A 22,330-nucleotide genomic window follows, 5' to 3' on the forward strand; every position below is an offset into this window, starting at 1 on the left:
GCTGCTCGGTGACCCGGACGCTCGGACCCAAGATTCATAGCGAGCCTGTGACCTGATTCGCCCCGTTCAAGAAAGGTGCCGCGTTAATGCGTCTGGTGTGAGTCGCATCTTCGAAAGAATGGTGCGGCCGCTCGCGCCGCGCACAAGCTATTCGCGGTATGCGACACCGCGTCGAAAACCAAGCGGCTGATGACTCTCCAGTTCCGCGACGCAAAGTCATACGTATCGTCTGGGTTCGGCAGGACTTCGCGGGGTGCTCATTAAGGCCCGTGTTGCCGGCGCGGGTCCGCGTCTCGAGATAATGCACAGACGGCGCTTGCCGACGAATCGTTCGGCATCAACTATCGGGCGGAAGACCTCCGTTTGGTCCTCGCATGATACGCACTCTCCGAAACGGCGCGGGCCCGACGGGCGTGCAACTTCGATGAGATTTTGTGTGAACTTTGGTCAGCATCAGCCTGCCAAATATCGTGTGGCGGCTCGGACACTGGGTATGACAAGCGTATTGCTGGTAGACGATGATGAGGAGACTTTGGCTGCGTGGAGCGCCAGTTGTGCCGCGGATGGATTTGAGGTCAGAACTGCGTGCGACGGCCAGTCAGCACTGGCAATGTTCATCGAATTTCCTGTGGACATTGTGGTTGCCGACTGGCGTATGCCGGTGATGTCGGGAAGCGAACTCTGTCACCGACTGCGCACTCTCCCTGGACTAGCCGATGTTGTCTTCATACTGATTTCTGGCGAGCCCAGCCCGCCTGCCTTCGTCAGCTATGACGGGTTCCTTCGCAAGCCCGTAGACGGGAGAACTTTACTGGCTACAATGCGGCGACTGCTGACAGAGCACATAACGCATCGAGAGCATCGGCGCGGCGGGATGGCGTAATCATGACAGATGCGAGCGCCGGCCGACGCGCCGGTCTGGTCACACCGACCAAGTCTCTGAATCCAATTCAGCCAGCGAGCCATCTGCGCCTAGCTGCTGCCGCGCCTTTTCCCAATACTCTTGGGAACGCCCGTCGGGACTTCCTTCTTTCTCCCAAAGATAGAATGCAAGCGTACGAACTTGCTCCTCGCTAACAGGTACATCCATTTCCAAACTCCAAAAAAGACACCTTCAATTGTTCACAGTATCGTCGCTATGGTCAATCGACTCGGCAATTCGAAACGGAAGCACCGCGCGGTGTCCGCAGTCCGAATGCCCGACAATCCGTTCATGCATAGCCCACGACAACCGCTAACGTCTTGGTTGGTAACGGCTGCTTGCTGCAATGCGCGCGACTACTGGCACCAACCGAGGGTTCAACACAGGAATCGAGCCAGCACGACTTTCAGCTCGAACAACGATTGCATCGATGGTGACTCGTGCGACTGCGCGTTGTGCTCGCCTCGCGAAATGCTTCAGACGCCGGTCGCTGACCGGATGTCGCGCCCATATTAGCGCTGCGAACCAACCGATGACCGTCCATCCGAGCAGGATATTCACCATGGTCACCGCAAAGGCGTCTTCGCGTTCTCTGGCGTCCGCAATCATTGCCGGCACCAGATAGACCATCAGCGCACCCAGGACCATCGCAACTTCGATAATCTTCAACATTTCGTCACCTCGCTACAGCGTCGGTCAGCTGACGACCTTTACATTAGTGGCCCGCGTACAAACGACCGACAGACCGAGCAGGTTGCTGGCTGCCAGATTCCGAAGAGGACGCAACTACCCCACCGTACGAATCATTGACGGAGCCGACTGCATCGTTGCGTTCGGCTACAACGGTTTGCGCACTCTGGCCTCGCTGCGACGCCGGCGCGCCCACCGAAGGGCGGTAGGAAGGTGCTGGACCATAGCCGCTGGCAAACGCAGGCGCAGCGATAGCGGTCGTAGCTGCGATGAGAAGGGCTGCAACAAGTCTGCTTTTCATGATGAATCCCCAATGCAATTATTAAGAGCGCCGCAAGTCGAGTGAGACGCGCGCCGTTGACAGAAGTCAGTTTAGGCGGCATCTATCTTTTTTCTATACCGATAGGGTGAAATCACAATTGCTACAAAGCAAACAATGCGATTCCGCGATGCCCATTCGGGTTCGCGGGCATCGCTATGCTTGAAGAGGTTTGCGACGCGTAGTCTGTCCGCCATGCGCGCCAAAGACTGCAGAAGCGTATGCTGCTGTAAATCATCAGGAGACGACCATGAGCCTTGCTGGCAAGACACTGTTCATGTCGGGCGGCAGTCGCGGCATCGGACTCGCAATTGCACTTAGAGCTGCACGCGACGGCGCGAATGTCGTGATCTGTGCGAAGACTGCCGAGCCGGACCCGCGTCTCGAGGGTACGATTCATACGGCGGCTGCCGCTGTTCAAGCTGCTGGTGGCAACGCGCTCCCGCTTGTTGTGGATATTCGCGACGAAGAACGCGTGAAAACCGCGGTGGCCGAGACTGTCGCGTTGTTCGGAGGCATCGATATCCTCGTCAACAATGCCAGCGCCATTCGACTGACCGGCACGCTCGACACACCCGTCAAACGATACGACCTGATGCATGGGGTCAATGGCAGAGGCACCTTCGTGTGCGCGCAAGCGTGCCTGCCGCACCTTCTGAATTCGGCGAACCCGCACATCCTCACACTATCACCGCCACTGGTCAGCGACGCAAAATGGTTTAGCGATTTTCCGGCATACACCATTGCAAAATACACGATGAGCCTGTTCACACTGGCGCTTGCCGGAGAGTTCAAAGACCGGGGCGTCGCAGTCAATTCGCTATGGCCTCGAACAGCTATCGCGACTGCAGCTGTGAGAAACGAGATTGGCGGTGCGGAAATGATTGCAGCGTGTCGCAAGCCTGAGATCGTCGCCGACGCGGCCCACTACATCCTGACGCGCCCAGCCAGAGAGTGTTCGGGAAACTTCTTCCTCGACGACGAAGTTCTGCTGGCAGCCGGTGTGCGCGACTTTGCCCAGTACGACGTGCAGGCTGGCGCTGCGCTACAAGCCGATTTCTTTGTAGAGGCGTTGCCGGGAATGCTGCCGGCGGACAATATGACGAATCGTACCAAGGCCTCGTGAGATTAACTGACTACGCTGTACCGTTAGCGGCTGTCGTCCATCACCCTCTTGCCAATGCACGGCGGACTTCCACGCAGGTGAAACGGTTTGGCCTTCATGAACCAGGCGGCGACGCCGCCGTGACGGCTTTCGCCAGCGCTTTCACAACCCGTGCCGCCAATTGCGCGCCGGTGTCCGCGCCTTGCAACGCCAGCGCCTGCGCCACACTCACCACCTTGTCGGCTTCGTAGTGGCGGCCGCTGCCGACCAAGGACTCGAAGTCGTTCGCGCGCTGGTTGATTTCGAGCGGGTCGGCGTCGACCAGCAGCACCGCGTGGGCGAGTACCGCGTACCTCGGGTCGCCGGGAGAATCCGGCACGCGTCGCCAGTATTGCGCAGTGCCGGCGATCTTGCGCGCATCGTCGGCGGGGCCCCACGCCAGGTTGAATCGGCCGTCGCAGAAGGAACCTTCCACCGCCTGCCAGTGCGTCTCGACGCCTAGCTCGCGCAACGCGCCGGCCAGTATCGCGCACAGATGCAGGTAGACGGCGTCGGCCATCATGCCGATCGTGCTGGTCAGCGGAAACGCGAGGCTCAGGTTCAGGATGCCCGGGCCTTGTGGCACGAGGCCGCCTCCGGACAGCCGCAGGAACACGGGACACCCGCGCCGGGCGAACTCGGCGCGGGCGGCGTCGAGCGAGGGGTAGCGCTGGTAACTGCGCGGGACCACGAGCGACACCGGCGCTTCCCATAGATGAGCGACCGCGCGTCCTGCGGCTGCGTGGGCGAGCAGGGCCTGCTCGGCATCGAGGGGGTTTGCGGCTGGACCGGCGGCGTCGAAATCGATGAGGTCGAAGAGCATTGGGTCGGTGGGTTTGAGGTGGTGTGTGTTTAAACCGTTTAGTGCTCCCAGGCTTCTATGGAATTTGAATGCGTGTTGGGTTTCCCAGAGCTAATAACCCGACACCGATACAAGTTCCATAGAGGCGCAAAACATCTAACGGCCTAAGCACCAACCCATTCCCCGCCAGGCCGCAGCGCCATGCTCAGTGCGCACCGGCATCGCGCTGATTGGGCGAACGGATGCCATACCGCGCCATTCGCCGATACAGCGTCATCCGACTCACGCCGATCTGCCGCGCAACCGCGCTAAGGTTCCAACTCGCCGCGCGCAAATACTGCATCAGCAGCATGCCCTCCGGCGACAACAGGTGCGGATCGAATGCCTCGGCAAGGGCACTCGTGCGCTGCAACGCCGGCGCCGCCGCTTCGCCCTCGCGCGCACCGGCGCTCTCGGCGGCCGCAACATTCTCCGGCAGGTCCTCGACTTCAATATGCCCATCCGTGCAGACCGCCCGCGCGTAACGCAGCACATTGCATAGCTCACGCAAATTCCCCGGCCACCGATGCCGATGCAACCGCTCGCGCGCCGTCGGCGACAGTACGACCGCCCCGCCCGGCGCGCCGGCCAAAAGCTTCTGGATCAGCCAGTCGAGATCGGTGCGCTCGCGCAGCGGCGGCAGCGCAAAGCGCGCACCGTTCAGCCGGTAATACAAGTCCTCCCGAAAACGGCCGCTCTCGACAAGTTCGTCCAAAGAATGATGCGTCGCCGAGATCACCCGCAGATCGACCGACACCGGCCGCGACGCGCCAATCGACAGCACCTCGCCTTCGGCCAGCACGCGCAGGAGGCGCGATTGCAGTTCGCGCGGCATGTCGCCAATTTCATCGAGAAAGAGCGTGCCGCCGTCGGCTTCCTGGATCAGTCCGCGCTTCGCCTTCGGCCCCGCGCCCGAAAAGCTGTTCGGCAAATGGCCGAACAGTTCGCTTTCGATCAGCGTCTCGGGAATCGCCGCGCAATTGACCGCGACGAACGGTCCGCCGCGTCGCGCGCTCGCCTGATGCAGTGCTTTCGCGAAATATTCCTTGCCGGAGCCGGTCTCGCCGTTGATCAGCAGGTTGATCGGCGAATCGACGAGCTTGGCCGCGCGTTCGAGTTGCCGTTCGAGCGCGGCGTCGCCGCCGCACAGCGCGGCCAGCGCGGCGGGAATCTTCGTCGCGCGGCCGGCGTCACACTTGGCGCTCGCGCCCGGTTGCCACAGCGGCGCAGGCGGCATCACGCTCAAGTACAGCAACGCGCCGCTGCGTGCCAGCGACAGCGCCCGCAGTTCGCTCGGGCGCGAGTAAACGAAGCGGCCGAGGTCTTCGAGCCGGGCATCGAAAAGCGCCTCGAACTGTGTGCCGACCAGCGGCGGCAGTTCACCGCCCCGGCCCTGCTCCGCCGCCAGCATCTCGTGCGCGCGGCGGTTGTGTCCGACGATGCGCCCGCTCACGTCGAGCGCGACCAGATACTCGGGGTCGACATCGACGAATTCCGGCGATGCATTGAGCTTCAGAATCCAGTCCTTGCGGTGCGTGCGCAGGAAGTTGGCGTTTTCGATATGGCTCGCGTAGATGCGCACGAGTTGTAGCGCAAGGCTCTGGCTGTCCCGCGCCTGGGGCGACGTGAGCGCGGAAATATCGAGGATGGCGGTCAGGTCGCCGTGCGAATCGAACAGCGGCGCGGCGGTGCAGGTCAGCGGGATATGCGTGGCGTCGAAGTGATCGACCTGATGCACGGTGAGCGCCTGGCCGGTAGCGAGCGCCGTGCCCACCGCGCAGGTGCCGGCGCCGATCTCGCTCCACTGCGCGCCGAGATAGAGGCCGGCGCGGCGCAGGCTCGTGTCGCTGTTGGCGTCGCCGAGATAGTCGACGGTCACGCCTTGCGCGTCGGTCAGCAGAACGACGTAGCCGAGGCCCGCGACCTGGCTGTAAAGCGTCTGAAGGCCTTGGCGTGCGATGCGGGCGAAGTCGTCGATGCGCTGCTGGTGCTCGCGCAGCCGCGTCTGCGGCAAGATGCGCGCTTCCTGCATACGCGACGGGTCGAGGCCGTACTGATGCACGCAGCGCCGCCACGACGACTCGATGATCGCGTCGTGCGTGCGCGCAGCAATCATCGGCTGACCCGCTGGCAGAGTGCGCGTGGTCGCTTCGACTACTGCCTCGATGTGCTTGCGTTGCCGCATGTCCATCGTGCTCTCCTTGGTGTCTCCTGGCCCGGCTCGGCGCGGGCGCTTCTGCGGAGCGCCTCGGGTCGCCTGGGTATTTCGGGACCGGGCTCCTACTTTATCCGACTGCGCGGACATTGGGCAAACCGTGTCGGAGTGAACACTTAACTCATACGAAAACTCAGGCGCGCCGCGCTTGCGACACCTCCGGCAGGACGCATCGGCGGCGCTCTCGCTTTGCGTGCTGGAGGACAGGAGGCAACAACCGTTTGGACCCTGTCGCCGGCACCGCTATTGGCTTGGCGCATCGAAATAGGCGAGCGCCTTCGACGCGTACATCGCGCCCGGAGCGCCACCCATTTCGACGTTGACGGCAAGCACGTCGGCGAGTTGAGCGCGGGTCGCCTGGTGGCGCAACGCCTGCGACGTGTGAAACAGCACACAGTCGTCGCAGCCTTTATGCACGGCGAGCGCCACCGCAACGAGTTCCCTGAATGCGGCGGGCACGCTGCCTTCCTGCGTGGCCGCCTTCATCACGGACTGAAAGCCGCCCATGACGGCCGGCTGCGCCTGTCCAAGAGCTGCGAACTGCTGGTTGATGCGGGTGAGGCGGCTCTTGAGATCGGTCGAGGTTTCTGTACTCATATCGGATGGATTCATTCGAAGGGTAAATGGTGTGATGGCGGACATGGCGCGCGCCATGTCCGCTGATGCCAACAGCTCGACGAAAGCGGCCTCAGCCCGCCTTGGCGGCGAGGTGCTGCTTGAGCAGCGCGTTGACGTCGTTGGCCTTCTCCATCTGGCTCATGTGGCCGGCGTCGTCGAAGACCTTGACGGTCGCGCCCGCTGGCGCGTTCGCAGCATGTGCGGCCGGAATGATGCGATCCTGCGCGCCCCATATCACGAGCACCGGCTTGCCCGTCGCGCCAAGCCTGGCTCCGGGCAGTTCAGACTGCTTGCCCGCGGCGAACAAGCTGCCGCCGAGCGCCGCGAGCGCTTCGCTCACGCCGTCGAGCCGCTTGTACTTGAGCAGGTCGTCGAGCATCTGGCGGCTCACGAGCCCCGGGTCCGCGAAGAGCAACTCGACCACCGGCTTCAGATCGCGCCGCGACTGCGCGTTCACGAAACCCTCCGTATAGGCGTTGTTGACCTCGCCGCCCAGCCCCGCCGGCGATATCAACGCCACCGACAGCACCCGCCCCGGCGCATCGACGGCGAGTTGCGCCGCCACGCCGCCGCCCATCGAATGCCCGACCAGATGCGCCTCGCCGATCTCGAGCGCGTCCATGAAACGCAGCACGAATTGCGCGAGGTCTTCGAGCGTCGTGCCGGGGAGCTTCGGCGTCGATTGTCCGTGCGCGGGCAGATCGAGCGCGACGACCTTGTGCTTCTCGGCGATGGCATCGAGATTGAAGAGCCAGTTGTCGAGATCGCCGCCAAAGCCGTGGATGAAGAGCACGGTCTTGCCGTTCTCGCCGCGGCTCGCATAACGCACCCGGATTCCATCGAGTTCGACGAAGTGATACGCGGCGGCGGCTTCATCGTCGCCGCCTTCGTCGTCGGGGGGCGTTTCATAGGAGGCGATGTACGCGTCGATGTCGGCGTCGCTCACCTCGGCGGGCGCGAGCACGCCGAGCAGCGCCTTCACCGGCAGCACGTCGCCCTCGGCCGCCACCTTGCGGCGCAGCGTGCCCGCGTCGGGCGCCTCGACGGCGTTGGCGATCTTGTCGGTTTCCACATCCAGGATCGGCAGGCCGACGGAAATCTGCGCGCCTTCCTCGACGAGCCACGCGTTCACCGTGCCCTCCTTCATCGACAGGCCCCACTTTGGCATCACGATCGGAGTGATCTCGGACATCAGTGTGCCCCTCCCTTGCCGTTCATCGTCTTGCGCGCCGCTTCCACGATCTGCGCGGCGCTCGGGATGTACAGGTCCTCCAGCGTCGGCGAGAATGGCACTGGCGTATGCGGCGGCGCGACCATCTGGATGCCGGCCCTCAACGCCCCAAAAGCCTGCTGCGAGACTTGCGCGGAGATATCGGTGGCGATGTTGCAACGCGGGCTGGCTTCATCGACCACGACGAGCCGTCCGGTGTTCTCGACCGTTTCGAGCACCGTGTCGATATCGAGCGGCGACAGCGAACGCAAATCCACGACTTCCGCTTCGATGCCTTCCTTCGCGAGCGTCGCGGCCGCTTCGAGCGCGCGATGCACCATCAGGCCGTATGCCACGATCGACACGTCCTTGCCATCGCGCACGATGTTCGCCTCGCCGAACGGAATCGCGTAAGAGTTCTCCGGCACTTCGCCTTCGAAGCCATAGAGGTTCTTGTGCTCGCAGAAGATCACCGGATCGTTGTCGCGGATCGCCTGGATCAGGAGGCCCTTGGTGTCATAGGGCGTCGACGGGCACACCACCTTGAGGCCGGGAATGTGCGTGAAGATCGGCGTGAGCATCTGGCTGTGCTGGGCCGCCGCGCGAAAGCCCGCGCCGACCATCGCGCGAATCACGACGGGTGTCTCCGCCTTGCCGCCGAACATATAGCGGAACTTGGCGGCCTGGTTGAAGATCTGGTCGAAGCAGACGCCCATGAAGTCGATGAACATCAGTTCGGCCACCGGCCGCATGCCGCAGGCGGCAGCGCCGATCGCCGCGCCGACATACGCGGATTCCGATAGCGGCGTATCGAGCAGCCGGTCGCCGTGCTTCGCATACAGTCCCTTGGTGACGCCGAGCACGCCGCCCCATGCGTCCTTCTCGCCATCGGCGCCTGCTCCGCCGACGATGTCTTCTCCGAGCACGATCACGCTCGGGTCCCGGGTCATTTCCTGATCCAGTGCTTCATTGATTGCCATCTTCATGCTCAATTTGCGGGCCATGTTCGTCTCCAGGTTGTCCGTGAGTTAGTAGCTGACGTACACGTCGGTGAGCAGATCGGCGGCGCTGGGCTGTGGCGCGTCCTTCGCCTCCTGCACCGCGCGCTCGATCAGCGCGGCGACTTCGCGGTCAATCGCCTGGAGTTCCGCGCGCGTGATCACGTCCGCCTGCGTCACCGTATGCGCGAATTTCTTCAGACAGTCCTTGTTCGAGCGAATGTCGTCGAGCTCGCCGGGCGCACGGTAGGTCTGCGCGTCGCCTTCGAAATGGCCGTAGAAGCGAATCATCTTGCATTCGAGCAGCGCCGGTCCGCCGCCTTCGCGCGCGCGCCGGATCACTTCGCCCGCCGCTTCGTGGACCGCGAAGAAATCGGTGCCATCCACCGTCACGCCCGGAATGCCGAAGCCCGCGGCGCGATCGACGTAGCTGTCCACCGCCGTGCCGTATTCGCGCGAGGTCGATTCCGCATAGCCGTTGTTCTCGATGACGAAGATCACCGGCAGGTTCCACACGGCCGCGAGGTTCAGGCTTTCGAGGAAGGTGCCCTGGTTCGATGCGCCGTCGCCCGCGAAAGTGATGCCGACTTCGCCCTTGCCGCGGAACTTCGCCGCGAGCGCCGCGCCGCAGATGAGCGGCGCGCCCGCGCCGAGAATGCCGTTCGCGCCCATCATCCCCTTCGACAGGTCCGCGATGTGCATCGAGCCGCCCTTGCCGTTGCACGAGCCGCCTTTCTTGCCGTAGATCTCCTTCATCATCGCGACGGGATCGACGCCCTTCGCGATGCAGTGACCGTGTCCGCGATGCGTGCTCGCGATGCGGTCGCCGTCGGTGAGGTGATGCATGATGCCGACGCCGGCCGCTTCCTCGCCGGCGTAGAGATGCACGAAGCCGGGGATGTCGCCGCGGCCGAAGTCCACATGCAGGCGCTCCTCGAAATCGCGGATCGTGCGCATCTTGCGATAGACCGCCAGCAGTTCCTCCTTGCCGAGCGGCAGCGCGCCTGCGTCCTGCTGCGTTGAACGGACTGTCATGTGTGTCTCCTTCGTTTGAAGTGGTGGGGCGGAAAACGGTTTAAAGCTCCATGTGCGCCGCCCGGCGCATCAGGCCCGTGCGCGCCGCGTAACGCATGCACGCGGCCATGTCGATGCTGTTGAAGGCGCCTTCGCGCAAGGTGACGGTCACTTCGTCGCTGGCCGCGAAGGCCATTTCGCGCTCGCCATCCAGCGCGACGATGCCGGCGCGCTGGCGCACGCGCTGCGGGACGCCGTCGCGCAAACGCTGCCAGCCGGCGATCGGCACCGCGCGCATCAGACCCGGCGCGATCGGCGCGCACAGTTCGAACTCGCCTTCGCCCGGCGCGGCGAGTTCGACGGCGAGGCCACCCGGTTCGTGCCGGCCGACGGGTTCCAGAAGGCCCGCAATCGCGGAAAGCCCGATCGCCTGCGGATCGGCGTAGGAAACGTAGACGGCGGCGAGCGTATCGATCTTCCAGAGCGCTCGCGCGCCGATGTACTGCTCGTGCGAGATGACGGCATCGACGAGAGCGATATCGCTGCGCAGGTTGCCTTGGCTGTCGCGAATCGCGATGTCGAGGCGCTTGTTGCGCTGGAGCGCATCGGCGGCGGGGATGCGGCCCGCGGCGTACAGACCCGCGGCGAGCCCCGCGATGGTCGGCTCGCGCATCTCGGGGAACGCGTTGTTCGTGCCGGTGGAGAGGCCCGCGATCGGCACCGCGCCGCACTCGCGGACCACCGCGCGATGCGTACCGTCGCCGCCGAGCACGATGATCGCGGCGGCGCCCGCCTCGCGCATCAACTGCGCGGCGCGGAACGTATCGTCGACGCGGGCGGTGACCGGCATGTCGAGCCAGTCGACGGCGGCGAGCGCGGCATCCGGTCCCTGGCGCCGCGACAGGTGCCGCTCGAGCATCACCTTGAGGCCTTCGCGGTCAGGCATCATCGCGACGCGCCGGATCCCGCACGACGCGAGCGCCGACAGCAGCCGCAGCACGATGTTGACGCGATCAGCGAGTTGCAGGCTGCTGGCGTTCGCGATCACGCGACGGATGTCGCGCGCGGAAATCGGATTCGCGATGATGCCCACGAGCGGCGGCCGCACGGCTGCGGGGTTACGCATGCATTGTCTCCATGTGTCTTCGTTCTGCGGGAGTACGAGGCAAGCGCTATGCCAATTTGAAGGGCGGCCTAGAGCGTGCGAATGTCGAGGGATTACCCGGAGAAACAGGCTTGAAATACCGCTTTCGGGGGTGAGGCGAATCTGCCGCTGTGACAGATGTCACAGCGACAGTTGTCACGGGGGAGTACAGGTGCATCGGAAGGAAGCCGCGCGATAGGCTGCCATTGATCCGGCATTCGAAAGCCGATTGAGAAATACGGCGCCTTTTACTAAAGTGCGATCAATGCCCTGGAGTTCCTGCAGTCGTTACGTCTGATGAAACCCGCTGCCTTCGAAATCAAAACCGGCGGATCTTTCAACCTGAAGCAGGCTCGACGTTGGCGAGGTATGCGCGATGTCAACTCAGGAACGCCCATCAGTGATTCGCCAATTGCTGGACAAGGGATGGCATTACTGGGGCGAGGTCGTTGTTGTCGGCGCGCTCGGCATCTTTGCGAGTCATCTCGTCGGCGAACATAGCCCGGTGTGGCTTACCGAAGTGACACAAAGGATCTACCAGTTCGTTTCGAATCTCGCGCCACACGAGCCGTCGCCTGGCGACATCACCGTCGTTCTGATCGACGATTACGACTTCTGGAGTGGCCCGTTCGATCGCCGCCTTCCTTTGCGGCGCGACTACCTGGCTAATGCGATAGAGAAGGCATGCTCGGACCACCCGGCGGTGGTGGCCATCGACCTCGATCTGCGCTCTCCACTGACTGACGGCACGCTCAAGGACAACGACGTCTATCAGGCCGAAACGCAAACGCTCGCGGACGCCATTGCGATTCAAGCCGCGAAGGGTTGTTCAATCGTGCTGCCGGCAACCACTTACTGTCCGGAAGATCCAAAAGTCTTCTGCACGGTGGACTCCACGATTTTCAGCGAGCACCCCCTCGACGATCCGCATATCAGATGGGGATACGTCAATCTGCCGGAAGATCTTCGCAAGATACCTGCACAGGTGCACCTCGCGAATCACGGCAGGCTCGATTCGTTTGCGCAGGCCATCGTGCATGCGAAGGATCCCGAGCGGTATCAACGGTACTTGAAGACAGAAGGCAGCTTCTCGTACGGCATGTTCGTGTCGCCCCATGTGTACAAGGACTGGCATCGTCAAATGAGCTATGCCGACTTCATGGCGACATCGGATGAAGATCTCTCCGAGCGGTTCAAGGCGGCCGGCATTGTGATGATAGGCGGCGGATGGCATGTTCTCGCGGTCAATCGCGGTGTGCTCGTCGACCAGCATTTTTCTCCGGTCGGCGATATATCGGCTATCTATCTGCACGCGAACTACGTGGCCAGCATTCTCGGCGGGCGCACGGTGCATCGGTTGAGCAAGGTGGTCAATATTCTGGTGGACATCGTGGCGGTTGCCATCATCGCGATTGTGTTCGCGCTCAGATTCTCCGGACTAAAAAGGTTCATCACGATAGTCGCGACGATGCTGATCATGTTCGTCGTGCAGTATCTTCTCTGGCAAAACGCGGGCATTCTCTTCGAAGTATTGATTCCAGCGATTGCTCTCTTCCTGCATTGGGTATTCGATGAAGAGCGGGAAGTCCGCAAGCGGCTCGCCGAGTCCCGGGATGCCGGAGCACAGGCCGGCCAGCAGTTGGCCGACTGCCAGGCGGCCAGTGAAGATGTCAGAAAGCGGCTCGCCGAATGCGAAGCCGCTCGCACTCAAATGGGCGGCTGACCGCGATAGGGCGCGGCGTATGACTCGGAGCGCAAAATGTCCAGAAACCTCTTGAAATACAGGCTTGTTCTCTCTCTTGCCGCGATGCTAGTGGCTCTTCCAGCTGTGCTGGCCACTCACGCGGCCACGGCCTCCACGAAGACGAACGATCTGATAGCGGGCGACGAGGGCGACCGGCCCACGGAAGAAACCGGCGCGGCTCGCGCCGAGGCGACGCAGCGCAACCAGGTGACTGCGGACGCCACTGCTGCCGCCCCCGAATCGGCGTCCCAAACCACAAAGAAAAGCAAGTCGACGATGATGAAATCGAAACGGGCAAAGAAGAGCACATCGCCGGCGTCAGACGAGCATTAACCGGCATCGTCGATGACGGAGAGCCAGTTGCACGAGGCCGGATCTGGTGGCGGTGTTGCCTGGCCGATAGCCACTGTCGTACCCCTCTTTCACATCGCCCGTCGCTTGAGCACCGGGTTCTGCGCCCGGAACCTCTAACCCATGACTTCCATGTTTTAACTTTCAACTCTTATATAAGACATAAGACATTTGACGCTGCAGGGTATCGCGATTAGAATCCCGATCAAAGCAGTGCCCGGAACAGCCTCGAAGCCCTGAAAAGCCTCCCCCTGAAACGCATTACCAGCAGGTCTCCCATGCTTGAAAACTTTCGTGCTCACGCGGCCGCACGCGCCGCGCTCGGTATTCCTCCCCTGCCGCTGACGGCTCAGCAGACCGCCGAACTGGTCGAACTGCTGACGAATCCGCCCGCCGGCGAAGAGCAGACCCTGCTCGACCTGATCACCCACCGCGTGCCCGCCGGCGTGGACGAAGCCGCTCGCGTGAAGGCTGGCTTCCTGGCCGCCGTGGCCAAAGGCCAGACCGCCTGCGCGTTGATTTCGCGCGCCCGCGCCACCGAACTGCTCGGCACGATGCTGGGCGGCTACAACATCCAGCCGCTGATCGAGCTGCTGTCCGACGCCGAAGTGGCCACCGTGGCCGCCGACGCGTTGAAGAAGACCCTCCTGATGTTCGACCAGTTCCACGACGTCAAGGAACTGGCCGACAAGGGCAACGCCAACGCCCGGGCCGTGATGCAAAGCTGGGCCGACGCCGAATGGTTCACCAGCCGTCCGGAAGTGCCGCAAAGCCTGACCATCACGGTCTTCAAGGTGACGGGCGAAACCAACACCGACGACCTGTCGCCGGCCCCGGATGCCACCACCCGCCCGGACATCCCGCTGCACGCGCTGGCGATGCTGAAGAACGCCCGTTCCGGTATCACCCCGGAAGAGGACGGCAAGCGTGGCCCGGTCAAGTTCATCGAGTCGCTGAAGGAAAAGGGCCACCTGGTCGCGTACGTGGGCGACGTGATCGGCACCGGCTCCTCGCGCAAGTCGGCCACCAACTCGGTGCTGTGGTTCACGGGTGAAGACATCCCCTTCATCCCGAACAAGCGCTTCGGCGGCGTGTGCCTGGGCGGCAAGATCGCCCCGATCTTCTACAACACGATGGAAGATGCCGGCGCTCTGCCGATCGAACTCGACGTGTCGAAGATGGAAATGGGCGACGTGGTCGAACTGCGCCCATACGAAGGCCGTGCTCTGAAGAACGGCGAAGTGATCGCCGAGTTTCAGGTCAAGTCCGACGTGCTGTTCGATGAAGTGCGCGCCGGCGGCCGCATTCCCCTGATCATCGGCCGCGGACTGACCTCCAAGGCACGTGAAGCTCTGGGTCTGGCTCCGTCGACCCTGTTCCGCCTGCCGCAGCAGCCGGCCGACAGCGGCAAGGGCTTCTCGCTGGCCCAGAAGATGGTCGGCCGCGCCTGCGGCCTGCCGGAAGGCCACGGCGTCCGGCCGGGCACGTACTGCGAACCGACGATGACCTCGGTGGGCTCGCAGGACACCACGGGCCCGATGACCCGCGACGAACTCAAGGACCTGGCGTGCCTGGGCTTCTCGGCCGACCTCGTCATGCAGTCGTTCTGCCACACCGCCGCCTATCCGAAGCCGGTGGACGTGAAGACCCACCAGACCCTGCCGAACTTCATCAGCAACCGTGGCGGCATCGCGCTGCGCCCGGGCGACGGCGTGATCCACTCGTGGCTGAACCGCATGCTGCTGCCCGACACCGTGGGCACCGGCGGCGACTCGCACACCCGCTTCCCGATCGGCATCAGCTTCCCGGCCGGTTCGGGCCTGGTCGCCTTTGCGGCCGCCACCGGCACGATGCCGCTGGACATGCCGGAATCGGTGCTGGTCCGCTTCAAGGGCAAGATGCAGCCGGGCGTGACCCTGCGTGACCTGGTCAACGCGATTCCGCTGTACGCCATCAAGCAAGGCATGCTGACGGTTGCCAAGCAAGGCAAGAAGAACATCTTCTCGGGCCGCGTTCTCGAAATCGAAGGCCTGCCGGAGCTGAAGGTCGAGCAAGCGTTCGAATTGTCGGATGCTTCCGCCGAGCGCTCGGCCGCCGGTTGCACGGTCCACCTGAATAAAGAGCCCATCATCGAGTACCTCAACAGCAACGTCACGCTGCTGAAGTGGATGATCGCCGAGGGCTACCAGGACCCGCGCAGCCTGCAGCGCCGCATCAAGGCGATGGAGCAGTGGCTGGCCGACCCGCAACTGCTGTCGCCGGATGCCGACGCCGAGTACGCTGCCGTCATCGAGATCGATCTGGCCGACATCCACGAGCCGATCGTGGCCTGCCCGAATGATCCGGACGACGTGAAGACGCTGTCGGACGTGGCCGGTGCCAAGATCGACGAAGTGTTCATCGGCTCGTGCATGACCAACATCGGCCACTTCCGTGCCGCGTCGAAGCTGCTGGAAGGTAAGCGCGACATCCCGGTCAAACTGTGGGTGGCCCCGCCGACCAAGATGGACCAGAAGCAGCTGACCGAGGAGGGGCACTATGGCGTCTTCGGCACAGCCGGTGCCCGTACCGAAATGCCGGGCTGCTCGCTGTGCATGGGCAACCAGGCACAGGTGCGCGAAGGCGCGACGGTCATGTCAACGTCGACCCGTAACTTCCCTAATCGCCTGGGCAAGAACACGAACGTGTATCTCGGCTCGGCGGAACTGGCGGCGATCTGCTCGCGCCTGGGCAAGATTCCGACCAAAGACGAGTATATGGCCGACATGGGCGTGCTCCATGCCAACGGCGACAAGATCTACAAATACATGAACTTCGACCAGATTCAAGACTTCAAGGAAGTGGCCGACACCGTGACGATGTAAGTGTGCTGTCGGGCTACGGCGTGTGGTTCTCGTCGTAGCGCCACGCAATGGCGCCGCAGGCTCAACGCCTGTGGCGCCATTTTTTTTGCGTTGATTGCCATCCGCTATCAATCACGGGCGCAGTTGGCGTCTACACGCGGCACGCACCTTGCTGCATGAACATTGTCGGCCTTGGTCTTCGAAGCCATCGACTCGCGTTCTATTGCGAAACGCTGCGCACCTGCAGTGTCCCGGCGTCAGGAATAGGCACTGACCGGCGCGTTTAGCACGGGGCCTGGATGGAGACGACCATGACGATGTTGACAAAATGGAAGCTGACGGTTGGCTTCGTTTGCGCGTGCTGCGTGCCTGGCACCGGCCATGCGGAGCAGAGCAACAAGGGGCCTTTAAAACTGCTGCAATTGCAAACCTTGAATCGTATGGCACCGACTCCCGCGCCGGCGAGGAAACGCGCCTCGAGCGATAATAGTGTGCCTCAGAATCGGGGGGCAGACGATCGTGGTTCCCAGCCACGGCCTGACAATCGTAGCCCTCCCGGCAACGCGCCGGCGCGAACGCCATAGCGTCCGTTGGTGTGAGAACGGCCAGGCGCGACACGCTCGCCGCAACCGCTGCGTGCGGGTATTGATTGCGGCACCGTAAGCGGACCCGGCGATTCCCCAGCAGGTTCCGTTTCAATAGCGGAGGCTGATGCACTGCTGAGCCTTAAAGATGTACGCTATAGCCGCTTGATCATGACTTTCAGGAGGCGCCATGAACGCGAAGGCGGTGTGCCCGCTGCACGGACCAACGACCATCATCCGCACGAATTCATACGGGTTTCCGGTCTATGCGTGCTGCTGCGACGACGTGACCTCTGTGACGCCCCCAGATGCGTGCACGAGGGCGCCGACTCAACGCGGCCGAGACCCGCAGCCCGAACAACCGAAGACGAGGAAAGAATGACGCTGGCGATACAGCCTGCTGCCTGCGTCATCACGGCAGTCCGCCGTATGTGGGTCGGCTGCGGCGCCAGGTCGGACAGATTCTTCAGCTTGCCGTAATCGGACTACGTGCTGCGAGCTATCCTGACCGCTCGACACTATTCAAACACCACCACCTGGCGTATCGCGTTGCCTTCGTGAAGCAGATCAAAACCATGATTGATCTCTTCAAGCGTCGGATGGCCCGTGAGAGCTTGTTCACCGGCAGCCTGCCCTGCAGGTAAAGAGCGATGTATTGGGGAATGTCGCGCGCCGGCACGCACGTGCCGATATAGCCGCCTTTCAATGTGCGCTCTTCGGCAACCAGACGCACTGCCGGCAGTGGCCAAAGCGAAGTCGCAGGAGGCAGCCCAGCCGTAACGGTCGTTCCGCCGCGACGGGCAATGCGATAAGCGAGGTAAAGCCCCGATTTCCAAACATCTCGAAGTACTGAATATGGTGCGGGCCCTTTGCCTTCGAATCGTTGAAGCCTTCCCTCAGGTCAATTCGTGCGGGTAACGCCAACAGTTATCGCGTGTCTGTTGGGCCGCGGGCGTCACGGAGCGTTTGCAGCCCCCTGTCCGTCAAGACAATTTCGTTTTTAATCAATGACGTAGATCGATACGATGAATTGGCACGTCGCATGCAATGTTGGTTTCAAGCCAGCGTTGCCTTGCGCCGAACGGCGTAGAACGGCATCGGAGGCTTCGAAACACCGGGCGCATCGGCGCGCGGTGTGGCTTCCGGGGGTTTACATATGCCGCTCGCTCGACTGCTCCTCTGCTTTCTCCAGTGCGCGTTCGCGGCCGCGGTGCTTTTGCCCGTCGTCGCGGGCGCCGCCAACCTGCCGGCCGCCTCGGAACGCTACGCATCCGGCACGCGCGACGCGGATCCCGGCGATTCGGCCACGCCTCATGCACTGAAAGCTGGTATCGAGCGCCTGCGCACCGGGACGTGGTGGGAAGCCAACCGCAAGATCCGCCCGGAACTCGCGCAAGTCGGTGACCTGATGTTCCTCCTGCCGCTTGCCGACAGGAAGCTCGAACCATCGTCGGATGCGATCGGCCGCGTGCAGCGCCTGCGCGAAGCGCTGCGCAGCCACCTGACGCGCGAACCCGCCGGCTGGACCCGCCTCGTTGCGCAGGTGCGGGCAGAGCGCGTGAAGGCCGGCGATGCGTCAGCCGTGCTGCTCGTCGACGCGCTCGTCAACGAGGTCCGCTACCGCGACGGAACCGACGGCAGCTACTACGCGCCGGCACGGTTCTTTGCCGAAAGCGGCGTGTGCAAGGATTTCGCCGTCGCCAAATACCTGCTGCTGCGCGACGCGGGTTTCGACATCGCGCGGCTGCGTCTCGTGTCGCTCGCGCCGCGCTACAACAACACACCGGACGACTGGCACGTCATCCTCGTCGTGCAGATCGACGGCGCAAGCGAACCGCTCGCACTCGATTCACCGAGCGCGCCGACCGCGAAGCGCGCCGGCGATTCGGCCAACGAAGCATTGGCTTCGAGCGGTCCGTCCGCGCTGCTCGGCGCGATCCTCGCCGGCCGCGAGCCCGCCGACGCGGTGCTGCGCACGCCCGCGGGACCGCTTACGACGCCCCTCAGCCGGTCGGGCCAGGCGCGGCGGCCGCTTGCGACAGTGTTCAACGAACAGGGCAGCCGGTCGTTCGAACGCGCGGCGCCGGGCGCGCTGCGGCGCGCGTCGGCGGCTGGGCGAAGCGCGAACGCGATCTATGTCGACGAAATAGGCGAGCAGTGGAAAGTCGACGGCTCCGGGAAGTTTCCGAAGTGGCGCGTCGCCGTTGACCAGGGAGGTGCGCCGGCGAAGCCGGGTCCGGCGGCAGGGTTGATACGCGTGGCGGCACGCTGACTGAGGCGTGCATGGCGCGCGCCCGACACCGCTGCGACGAAAAAGCACCACCACGCGATCGACCTGCGGAACACGCCGAGGTGGTTCTATATTGCCTTGTGCGCTGACTCTTTTCCGCAATCGTGTCTCGTCAAGAAAATTTCGCTGCGCATGCGCAGGAGTATGCCGAAACTGGATTTCGGTCAGGATGGGAAGCTCGAACGTGAGCCAGGTTCTCAACCGTGTCGAATAGATATCCGGTTCAAGATTGCGAAATTAGGCATGTGAAACCCTGCGTGAAGCGTCGACAAGCATTAGAGGTCCTGCCGGCGAATGCGGTCGTGTGCAAGCCACTCGGCCTTCGCCTGCGTTCGTTGCGTGACAACGGATGTCAGGCCAGCGATTGACGCACGAACAGTGCCGCCATTGTTGATACGAGCGTTCCGTTCATCAATTTGCCTCGGCGAGCTCTATCGGCCTACTGAGCTTGATGCGGCCAGGCTTTCTGCCAAACCCAGCCTTGCGCGATGACAGCGCCACGAACAAGCCTCGTCGATGAGCGGCCCTTGACGAACAGCCCCCGGCGGAACGCGTTCTTCGGCTTGATCTGCAGCTCCTCGAATTGCGCGCGTAGGCGCGGCACCAGTCTCGACAGACGCATCAACCCGTGAGTCAACAAGGCGACAACAACACTTCGGGGCATGACGAGCTTGCCTATGAACTTCGCGAGGTTGATCATCGCCTTCGCGTGGGGGCGCCGCTCCTCGTCATAGGTATCTCTGGATCGGCGCGTCCTTTCACCACTCATGCGAGCTTCCAGGAAAGGTTGGCGGCGTCCCGAAGTCCTGCGACCAACCCCTGCCCGACGAATGGGGGCGTGATGTGGGCCGCGTCGCCCGCCAGGAACACCCGGCCCTTGCTGAATGCATCGACAGCGCGCGCATGGAAGCGATACACGGCCCTGCGCTCGATGAGCATGTCTTGCAGATTGCCCCACGGGGAAAGCAACTCCCGGATACGCGGCTCGGATTCCATGTCCTCGCGACGCTCGCCAGGCCGGAGCATGAATTCCCAGCGTTCACGGCCGCCAGGCGCGACCATATGCGGGATCGGTCGACGGTGATCGCAGATGAACTCGATGTGATCGATTGGACGCGGTACGTGGCGGGCATCGACGATCAGCCAGTCCTCGGCGAACGTCTTGCCCTTGAATTCCTGCCCAATGAGCTGGCGTACCAATGAACTCGCCCCGTCCGCGCCGATCAGATAGCAGGCCCGGACCGCATGAGTGCGCCCCTGGCCAAGATCTAAAGATGCGAGCACGTGATCCCGTTCTTCTGTGAAGCTCTTGAGCTCGACCCCCAACGCGATATGCGCACAGTCGTATGTCTCGAGCCGGGCGCGCAGACACCGCTCCAGGTCTGGCTGGTAGAAGGTGACGAGCTTCGGGTGGCCATCCATACTGCCCAGCGAATTCACCCTGCCGAACAGGCCCAGCATGGGCGACCGCATGCGGACGTACGGTATGGCAATCGTCTCGAAATCGCTCTCCGCAACGCCGGCAAGCTGAAGGATGCGCAGCGCTTCGTTATCGAGCGCGATCGCACCGGGCGCCATGAATACCTCAGTCGACCTGTCGACAACCATCACGTTCACGCCGTGTCGTGCCAACAGATTCGCAATCTGTGGCACCCACCGGTCCGCAGCCCACCAATAAAACATCTACGGCCGACGGCAATGCCTCGATTGACGCACGACCCTCCCATCCCGGCTGCACGGCGCGGAACCATCTTTTGCTGCTGTCTCCACAGTCACTCCGTCTGTTGTTTGTTAGACCGGCGCTAGGTGCACCGTTAATGCCACTAAAGTCATAGTTGAGTGTTTTGTCAATATAGACGACAGCATCTATACTTTGGTGTGGCCAAAACTGGACCGATCATGCCTAACACTCCAAATCGCCCGACAGCAAAACGTCCTACCCGTGCGGCACCAGTCTCCCCCGTTGCCGTTCCCGAAGAACGCGAGCCGCGTGGCGCGCGCCGCAAGCGCGAAACGCGCACCCGGCTGCTCGATGCTGCCCTCAGGCTGATGGCCGAAAAGGGCATGGAAGGCGTAGCCATCAACGAAATTACCGAGGCCGCCGACGTCGGCTTCGGCTCGTTCTACAACCACTTCGAGTCGAAGGAAGCCATCTACGCGACGCTTGTGGACAATGTGTTCGAGGAGTTCGCCGACATGCTCGATCGCCTCGCGGGGGGCCTGTCCGACCCCGCAGAAGTGATCGCCGTCTCGGTGCGTCATACCCTGATGCGTGCGCGGCGCGATCCCGTATGGGGACGCTTCCTGATACGCGAAGGGTTTTCGGCGGGCATGCTGAGCCGCGGGCTGGGTCAGCGGCTGCTGCGGGATATCGGAAATGGCATCGCCGCCAAGCGCTTTACGGTTGCCGACCCCTTCATCGGCTTTCTTTCGGTGGGCGGCACGGTGCTCGCTGCAACCGCGGCCGAGCTGAATTTCGTCGCGCCGGGCGCGCCGGCGGCGCAGTTGCTCGACGAACTTGGCTTCAGCGGAGAGCACTTCGCCGAGCGTACGGCAGCAGCGCTTCTGCAAACACTCGGACTCAAGCGCGCGGAGGCGGAGAAGATTGCAGCACGTCCGCTGCCACTCGTCGAGGCGCAAGTCGATGGGGAATGAGGCGGCGACGATAAGGTACGTCACGGGGTTGGGGTCATCGACACGGCACGATGGACAAAGATTCGCGCCAAGCAACGTACAAAGGTCATCAGTACAGCATTGGTTGTGAACGAACGAGGCCAGCGAATGCTGCTCGACACTCTCCCGCGCCGGTTCCGGGTCGCGCGGCGCGAGGCCGGAATTGCCGACGGCGACTTTCAATTCCGCGATCTGCGCGCGAAGGCCGGCACGGACAAGACCGACAGCACGGGCGACATTCGGCAGGCGCAGAAGGAGCTCGGACACACATCAGTTGCGATGACCGAGCATTACGTGCGCAATCGTCGAGGCGACAGGGTAAAGCCAACGAAATAAAAATTGCGGAAAAGATCTGCGTTTGCGGAAAAACAATAGAGAAAAAAGCAGTGTAGAGTTCATCAATTGATGTCGCGGTTTAACAACCAATTCTCGTCGTTTTCAGCCGCGAAATCGGCCGCTCGAAAGACTCAAAGCTGGCAAAGACACTCAATTCCTGTCGCTTTGATACACCGGCGCTTAAAAAACGACGGACCGCCCCTTTTATGCACCTACAGGGCTTCGCAGATTCGGCGGCTGCGCCCCATACTGACTCGCAGCTACGCCTCGAGTGGTGGCGAGCCGCAATCCTCTCACCGCAGAAACCCGGCTCTCGCAATTTTTTTCTCATGAGCCATCCGTCTGGCCTTCAACAACGTTCAAGCCAAGCGTCCCGAAATCGGCGGCGAGCGTT

Annotated in this window: 18 protein-coding genes and 1 pseudogene; 8 read left to right on the forward strand and 11 right to left on the reverse strand. The window is 62.8% G+C overall.

Annotated features, from left to right (window positions below; translation table 11 throughout):
* Nucleotides 1–493 precede the first annotated feature (493 nt).
* Complete coding sequence (locus PQR02_RS18535; RefSeq protein ID WP_408233924.1) at nucleotides 494–883, forward strand: response regulator; 390 nt, start codon at nucleotides 494–496, stop codon at nucleotides 881–883.
* A gap of 39 nt (nucleotides 884–922) precedes the next feature.
* On the opposite strand, the gene PQR02_RS18540 is transcribed toward PQR02_RS18535, so the two are convergent.
* From PQR02_RS18540 to PQR02_RS18550, 3 genes are all read right to left on the reverse strand, one after another.
* Nucleotides 923–1,090, reverse strand: a complete 168-nt coding sequence (locus PQR02_RS18540; protein WP_408233834.1) for a DUF2934 domain-containing protein — start codon at nucleotides 1,088–1,090, stop codon at nucleotides 923–925.
* A 144-nt stretch (nucleotides 1,091–1,234) separates the two neighbouring features.
* Nucleotides 1,235–1,594, reverse strand: coding sequence for a superinfection immunity protein (locus PQR02_RS18545; RefSeq protein WP_408233837.1), 360 nt, complete (start codon nucleotides 1,592–1,594; stop codon nucleotides 1,235–1,237).
* A gap of 43 nt (nucleotides 1,595–1,637) precedes the next feature.
* Nucleotides 1,638–1,913 carry a hypothetical protein gene (locus tag PQR02_RS18550; RefSeq protein ID WP_408233840.1) on the reverse strand — a complete coding sequence of 92 codons (276 nt, stop codon included), beginning with the start codon at nucleotides 1,911–1,913 and terminating at the stop codon, nucleotides 1,638–1,640.
* A 268-nt stretch (nucleotides 1,914–2,181) separates the two neighbouring features.
* Between PQR02_RS18550 and PQR02_RS18555 the strand changes: the two genes are divergently transcribed.
* Nucleotides 2,182–3,057: an SDR family oxidoreductase gene (locus PQR02_RS18555; protein WP_408233843.1), complete on the forward strand. Its 876-nt coding sequence runs from the start codon at nucleotides 2,182–2,184 to the stop codon at nucleotides 3,055–3,057.
* Nucleotides 3,058–3,151: 94 nt separating this feature from the next.
* On the opposite strand, the gene PQR02_RS18560 is transcribed toward PQR02_RS18555, so the two are convergent.
* The 7 genes from PQR02_RS18560 to PQR02_RS18590 all read right to left on the reverse strand — a co-directional run bounded on the left by PQR02_RS18560 (nucleotide 3,152) and on the right by PQR02_RS18590 (nucleotide 11,097).
* Entirely contained in the window at nucleotides 3,152–3,898 is a 747-nt protein-coding gene (locus PQR02_RS18560) for a lipoyl protein ligase domain-containing protein (RefSeq protein WP_408233846.1), read from the reverse strand.
* 184 nt (nucleotides 3,899–4,082) lie between these two features.
* Complete coding sequence (locus PQR02_RS18565; protein WP_408233849.1) at nucleotides 4,083–6,107, reverse strand: sigma-54-dependent Fis family transcriptional regulator; 2,025 nt, start codon at nucleotides 6,105–6,107, stop codon at nucleotides 4,083–4,085.
* A 267-nt stretch (nucleotides 6,108–6,374) separates the two neighbouring features.
* The gene (locus PQR02_RS18570; protein WP_408233852.1) at nucleotides 6,375–6,785 is read right to left on the reverse strand and encodes a carboxymuconolactone decarboxylase family protein; all 411 of its coding nucleotides are present in this window, start codon (nucleotides 6,783–6,785) and stop codon (nucleotides 6,375–6,377) included.
* A 34-nt stretch (nucleotides 6,786–6,819) separates the two neighbouring features.
* Nucleotides 6,820–7,941 (reverse strand): acetoin dehydrogenase dihydrolipoyllysine-residue acetyltransferase subunit, encoded by a 1,122-nt coding sequence (locus tag PQR02_RS18575; protein WP_408233855.1) that lies wholly within the window; start codon nucleotides 7,939–7,941, stop codon nucleotides 6,820–6,822.
* The gene (locus PQR02_RS18580; RefSeq protein ID WP_408233858.1) at nucleotides 7,941–8,963 is read right to left on the reverse strand and encodes an alpha-ketoacid dehydrogenase subunit beta; all 1,023 of its coding nucleotides are present in this window, start codon (nucleotides 8,961–8,963) and stop codon (nucleotides 7,941–7,943) included. The genes PQR02_RS18575 and PQR02_RS18580 overlap by 1 nt, the downstream gene beginning before the upstream one ends.
* Nucleotides 8,964–8,987: 24 nt before the next feature.
* A complete protein-coding gene (locus PQR02_RS18585; RefSeq protein WP_408233861.1) occupies nucleotides 8,988–9,992 on the reverse strand; it encodes a thiamine pyrophosphate-dependent dehydrogenase E1 component subunit alpha in 1,005 nt (334 codons plus the stop codon).
* Between the two features lie 40 nt (nucleotides 9,993–10,032).
* Complete coding sequence (locus tag PQR02_RS18590) at nucleotides 10,033–11,097, reverse strand: NAD(+)/NADH kinase (RefSeq protein ID WP_408233864.1); 1,065 nt, start codon at nucleotides 11,095–11,097, stop codon at nucleotides 10,033–10,035.
* 418 nt (nucleotides 11,098–11,515) lie between these two features.
* On the opposite strand from PQR02_RS18590, the gene PQR02_RS18595 reads away from it, so the two are divergent.
* The 4 genes from PQR02_RS18595 (at nucleotide 11,516) to PQR02_RS18610 (ending at nucleotide 18,909) form a co-directional block, all read left to right on the forward strand.
* Nucleotides 11,516–12,838: a CHASE2 domain-containing protein gene (locus tag PQR02_RS18595; RefSeq protein WP_408233867.1), complete on the forward strand. Its 1,323-nt coding sequence runs from the start codon at nucleotides 11,516–11,518 to the stop codon at nucleotides 12,836–12,838.
* A gap of 36 nt (nucleotides 12,839–12,874) precedes the next feature.
* A complete protein-coding gene (locus tag PQR02_RS18600; protein WP_408233870.1) occupies nucleotides 12,875–13,192 on the forward strand; it encodes a hypothetical protein in 318 nt (105 codons plus the stop codon).
* A 296-nt stretch (nucleotides 13,193–13,488) separates the two neighbouring features.
* Nucleotides 13,489–16,074 carry a bifunctional aconitate hydratase 2/2-methylisocitrate dehydratase gene (acnB, locus tag PQR02_RS18605; protein ID WP_408233873.1) on the forward strand — a complete coding sequence of 862 codons (2,586 nt, stop codon included), beginning with the start codon at nucleotides 13,489–13,491 and terminating at the stop codon, nucleotides 16,072–16,074.
* Between the two features lie 1,719 nt (nucleotides 16,075–17,793).
* Nucleotides 17,794–18,909: a transglutaminase domain-containing protein gene (locus PQR02_RS18610; protein WP_408233876.1), complete on the forward strand. Its 1,116-nt coding sequence runs from the start codon at nucleotides 17,794–17,796 to the stop codon at nucleotides 18,907–18,909.
* A gap of 490 nt (nucleotides 18,910–19,399) precedes the next feature.
* On the opposite strand, the pseudogene PQR02_RS18615 reads toward PQR02_RS18610, so the two are convergent.
* Nucleotides 19,400–20,626, reverse strand: a pseudogene (locus PQR02_RS18615) (FAD-dependent monooxygenase); the annotation flags it as partial.
* Between the two features lie 200 nt (nucleotides 20,627–20,826).
* Between PQR02_RS18615 and PQR02_RS18620 the strand changes: the two are divergent.
* Nucleotides 20,827–21,582, forward strand: a complete 756-nt coding sequence (locus PQR02_RS18620) for a TetR/AcrR family transcriptional regulator (RefSeq protein ID WP_408233927.1) — start codon at nucleotides 20,827–20,829, stop codon at nucleotides 21,580–21,582.
* Between the two features lie 60 nt (nucleotides 21,583–21,642).
* Complete coding sequence (locus tag PQR02_RS18625) at nucleotides 21,643–21,936, forward strand: tyrosine-type recombinase/integrase (RefSeq protein ID WP_408233930.1); 294 nt, start codon at nucleotides 21,643–21,645, stop codon at nucleotides 21,934–21,936.
* Nucleotides 21,937–22,330: the final 394 nt, after the last annotated feature.

The sequence above is a fragment of the Paraburkholderia sediminicola genome, assembly GCF_046026895.1.
Lineage (GTDB): Bacteria > Pseudomonadota > Gammaproteobacteria > Burkholderiales > Burkholderiaceae > Paraburkholderia > Paraburkholderia sediminicola_C.

Bases quoted from the DNA above. Each gene is read 5' to 3' on its own strand.
- PQR02_RS18535 (WP_408233924.1), top strand. From the start codon at position 494: ATGACAAGCGTATTGCTGGTAGACGATGATGAGGAGACTTTGGCTGCG.
- PQR02_RS18540 (WP_408233834.1), bottom strand. From the start codon at position 1,090: ATGGATGTACCTGTTAGCGAGGAGCAAGTTCGTACGCTTGCATTCTAT.
- PQR02_RS18545 (WP_408233837.1), bottom strand. From the start codon at position 1,594: ATGTTGAAGATTATCGAAGTTGCGATGGTCCTGGGTGCGCTGATGGTC.
- PQR02_RS18550 (WP_408233840.1), bottom strand. From the start codon at position 1,913: ATGAAAAGCAGACTTGTTGCAGCCCTTCTCATCGCAGCTACGACCGCT.
- PQR02_RS18555 (WP_408233843.1), top strand. From the start codon at position 2,182: ATGAGCCTTGCTGGCAAGACACTGTTCATGTCGGGCGGCAGTCGCGGC.
- PQR02_RS18560 (WP_408233846.1), bottom strand. From the start codon at position 3,898: ATGCTCTTCGACCTCATCGATTTCGACGCCGCCGGTCCAGCCGCAAAC.
- PQR02_RS18565 (WP_408233849.1), bottom strand. From the start codon at position 6,107: ATGGACATGCGGCAACGCAAGCACATCGAGGCAGTAGTCGAAGCGACC.
- PQR02_RS18570 (WP_408233852.1), bottom strand. From the start codon at position 6,785: ATGGCGCGCGCCATGTCCGCCATCACACCATTTACCCTTCGAATGAAT.
- PQR02_RS18575 (WP_408233855.1), bottom strand. From the start codon at position 7,941: ATGTCCGAGATCACTCCGATCGTGATGCCAAAGTGGGGCCTGTCGATG.
- PQR02_RS18580 (WP_408233858.1), bottom strand. From the start codon at position 8,963: ATGGCCCGCAAATTGAGCATGAAGATGGCAATCAATGAAGCACTGGAT.
- PQR02_RS18585 (WP_408233861.1), bottom strand. From the start codon at position 9,992: ATGACAGTCCGTTCAACGCAGCAGGACGCAGGCGCGCTGCCGCTCGGC.
- PQR02_RS18590 (WP_408233864.1), bottom strand. From the start codon at position 11,097: ATGCGTAACCCCGCAGCCGTGCGGCCGCCGCTCGTGGGCATCATCGCG.
- PQR02_RS18600 (WP_408233870.1), top strand. From the start codon at position 12,875: ATGTCCAGAAACCTCTTGAAATACAGGCTTGTTCTCTCTCTTGCCGCG.
- acnB (WP_408233873.1), top strand. From the start codon at position 13,489: ATGCTTGAAAACTTTCGTGCTCACGCGGCCGCACGCGCCGCGCTCGGT.
- PQR02_RS18610 (WP_408233876.1), top strand. From the start codon at position 17,794: ATGCCGCTCGCTCGACTGCTCCTCTGCTTTCTCCAGTGCGCGTTCGCG.
- PQR02_RS18620 (WP_408233927.1), top strand. From the start codon at position 20,827: ATGCCTAACACTCCAAATCGCCCGACAGCAAAACGTCCTACCCGTGCG.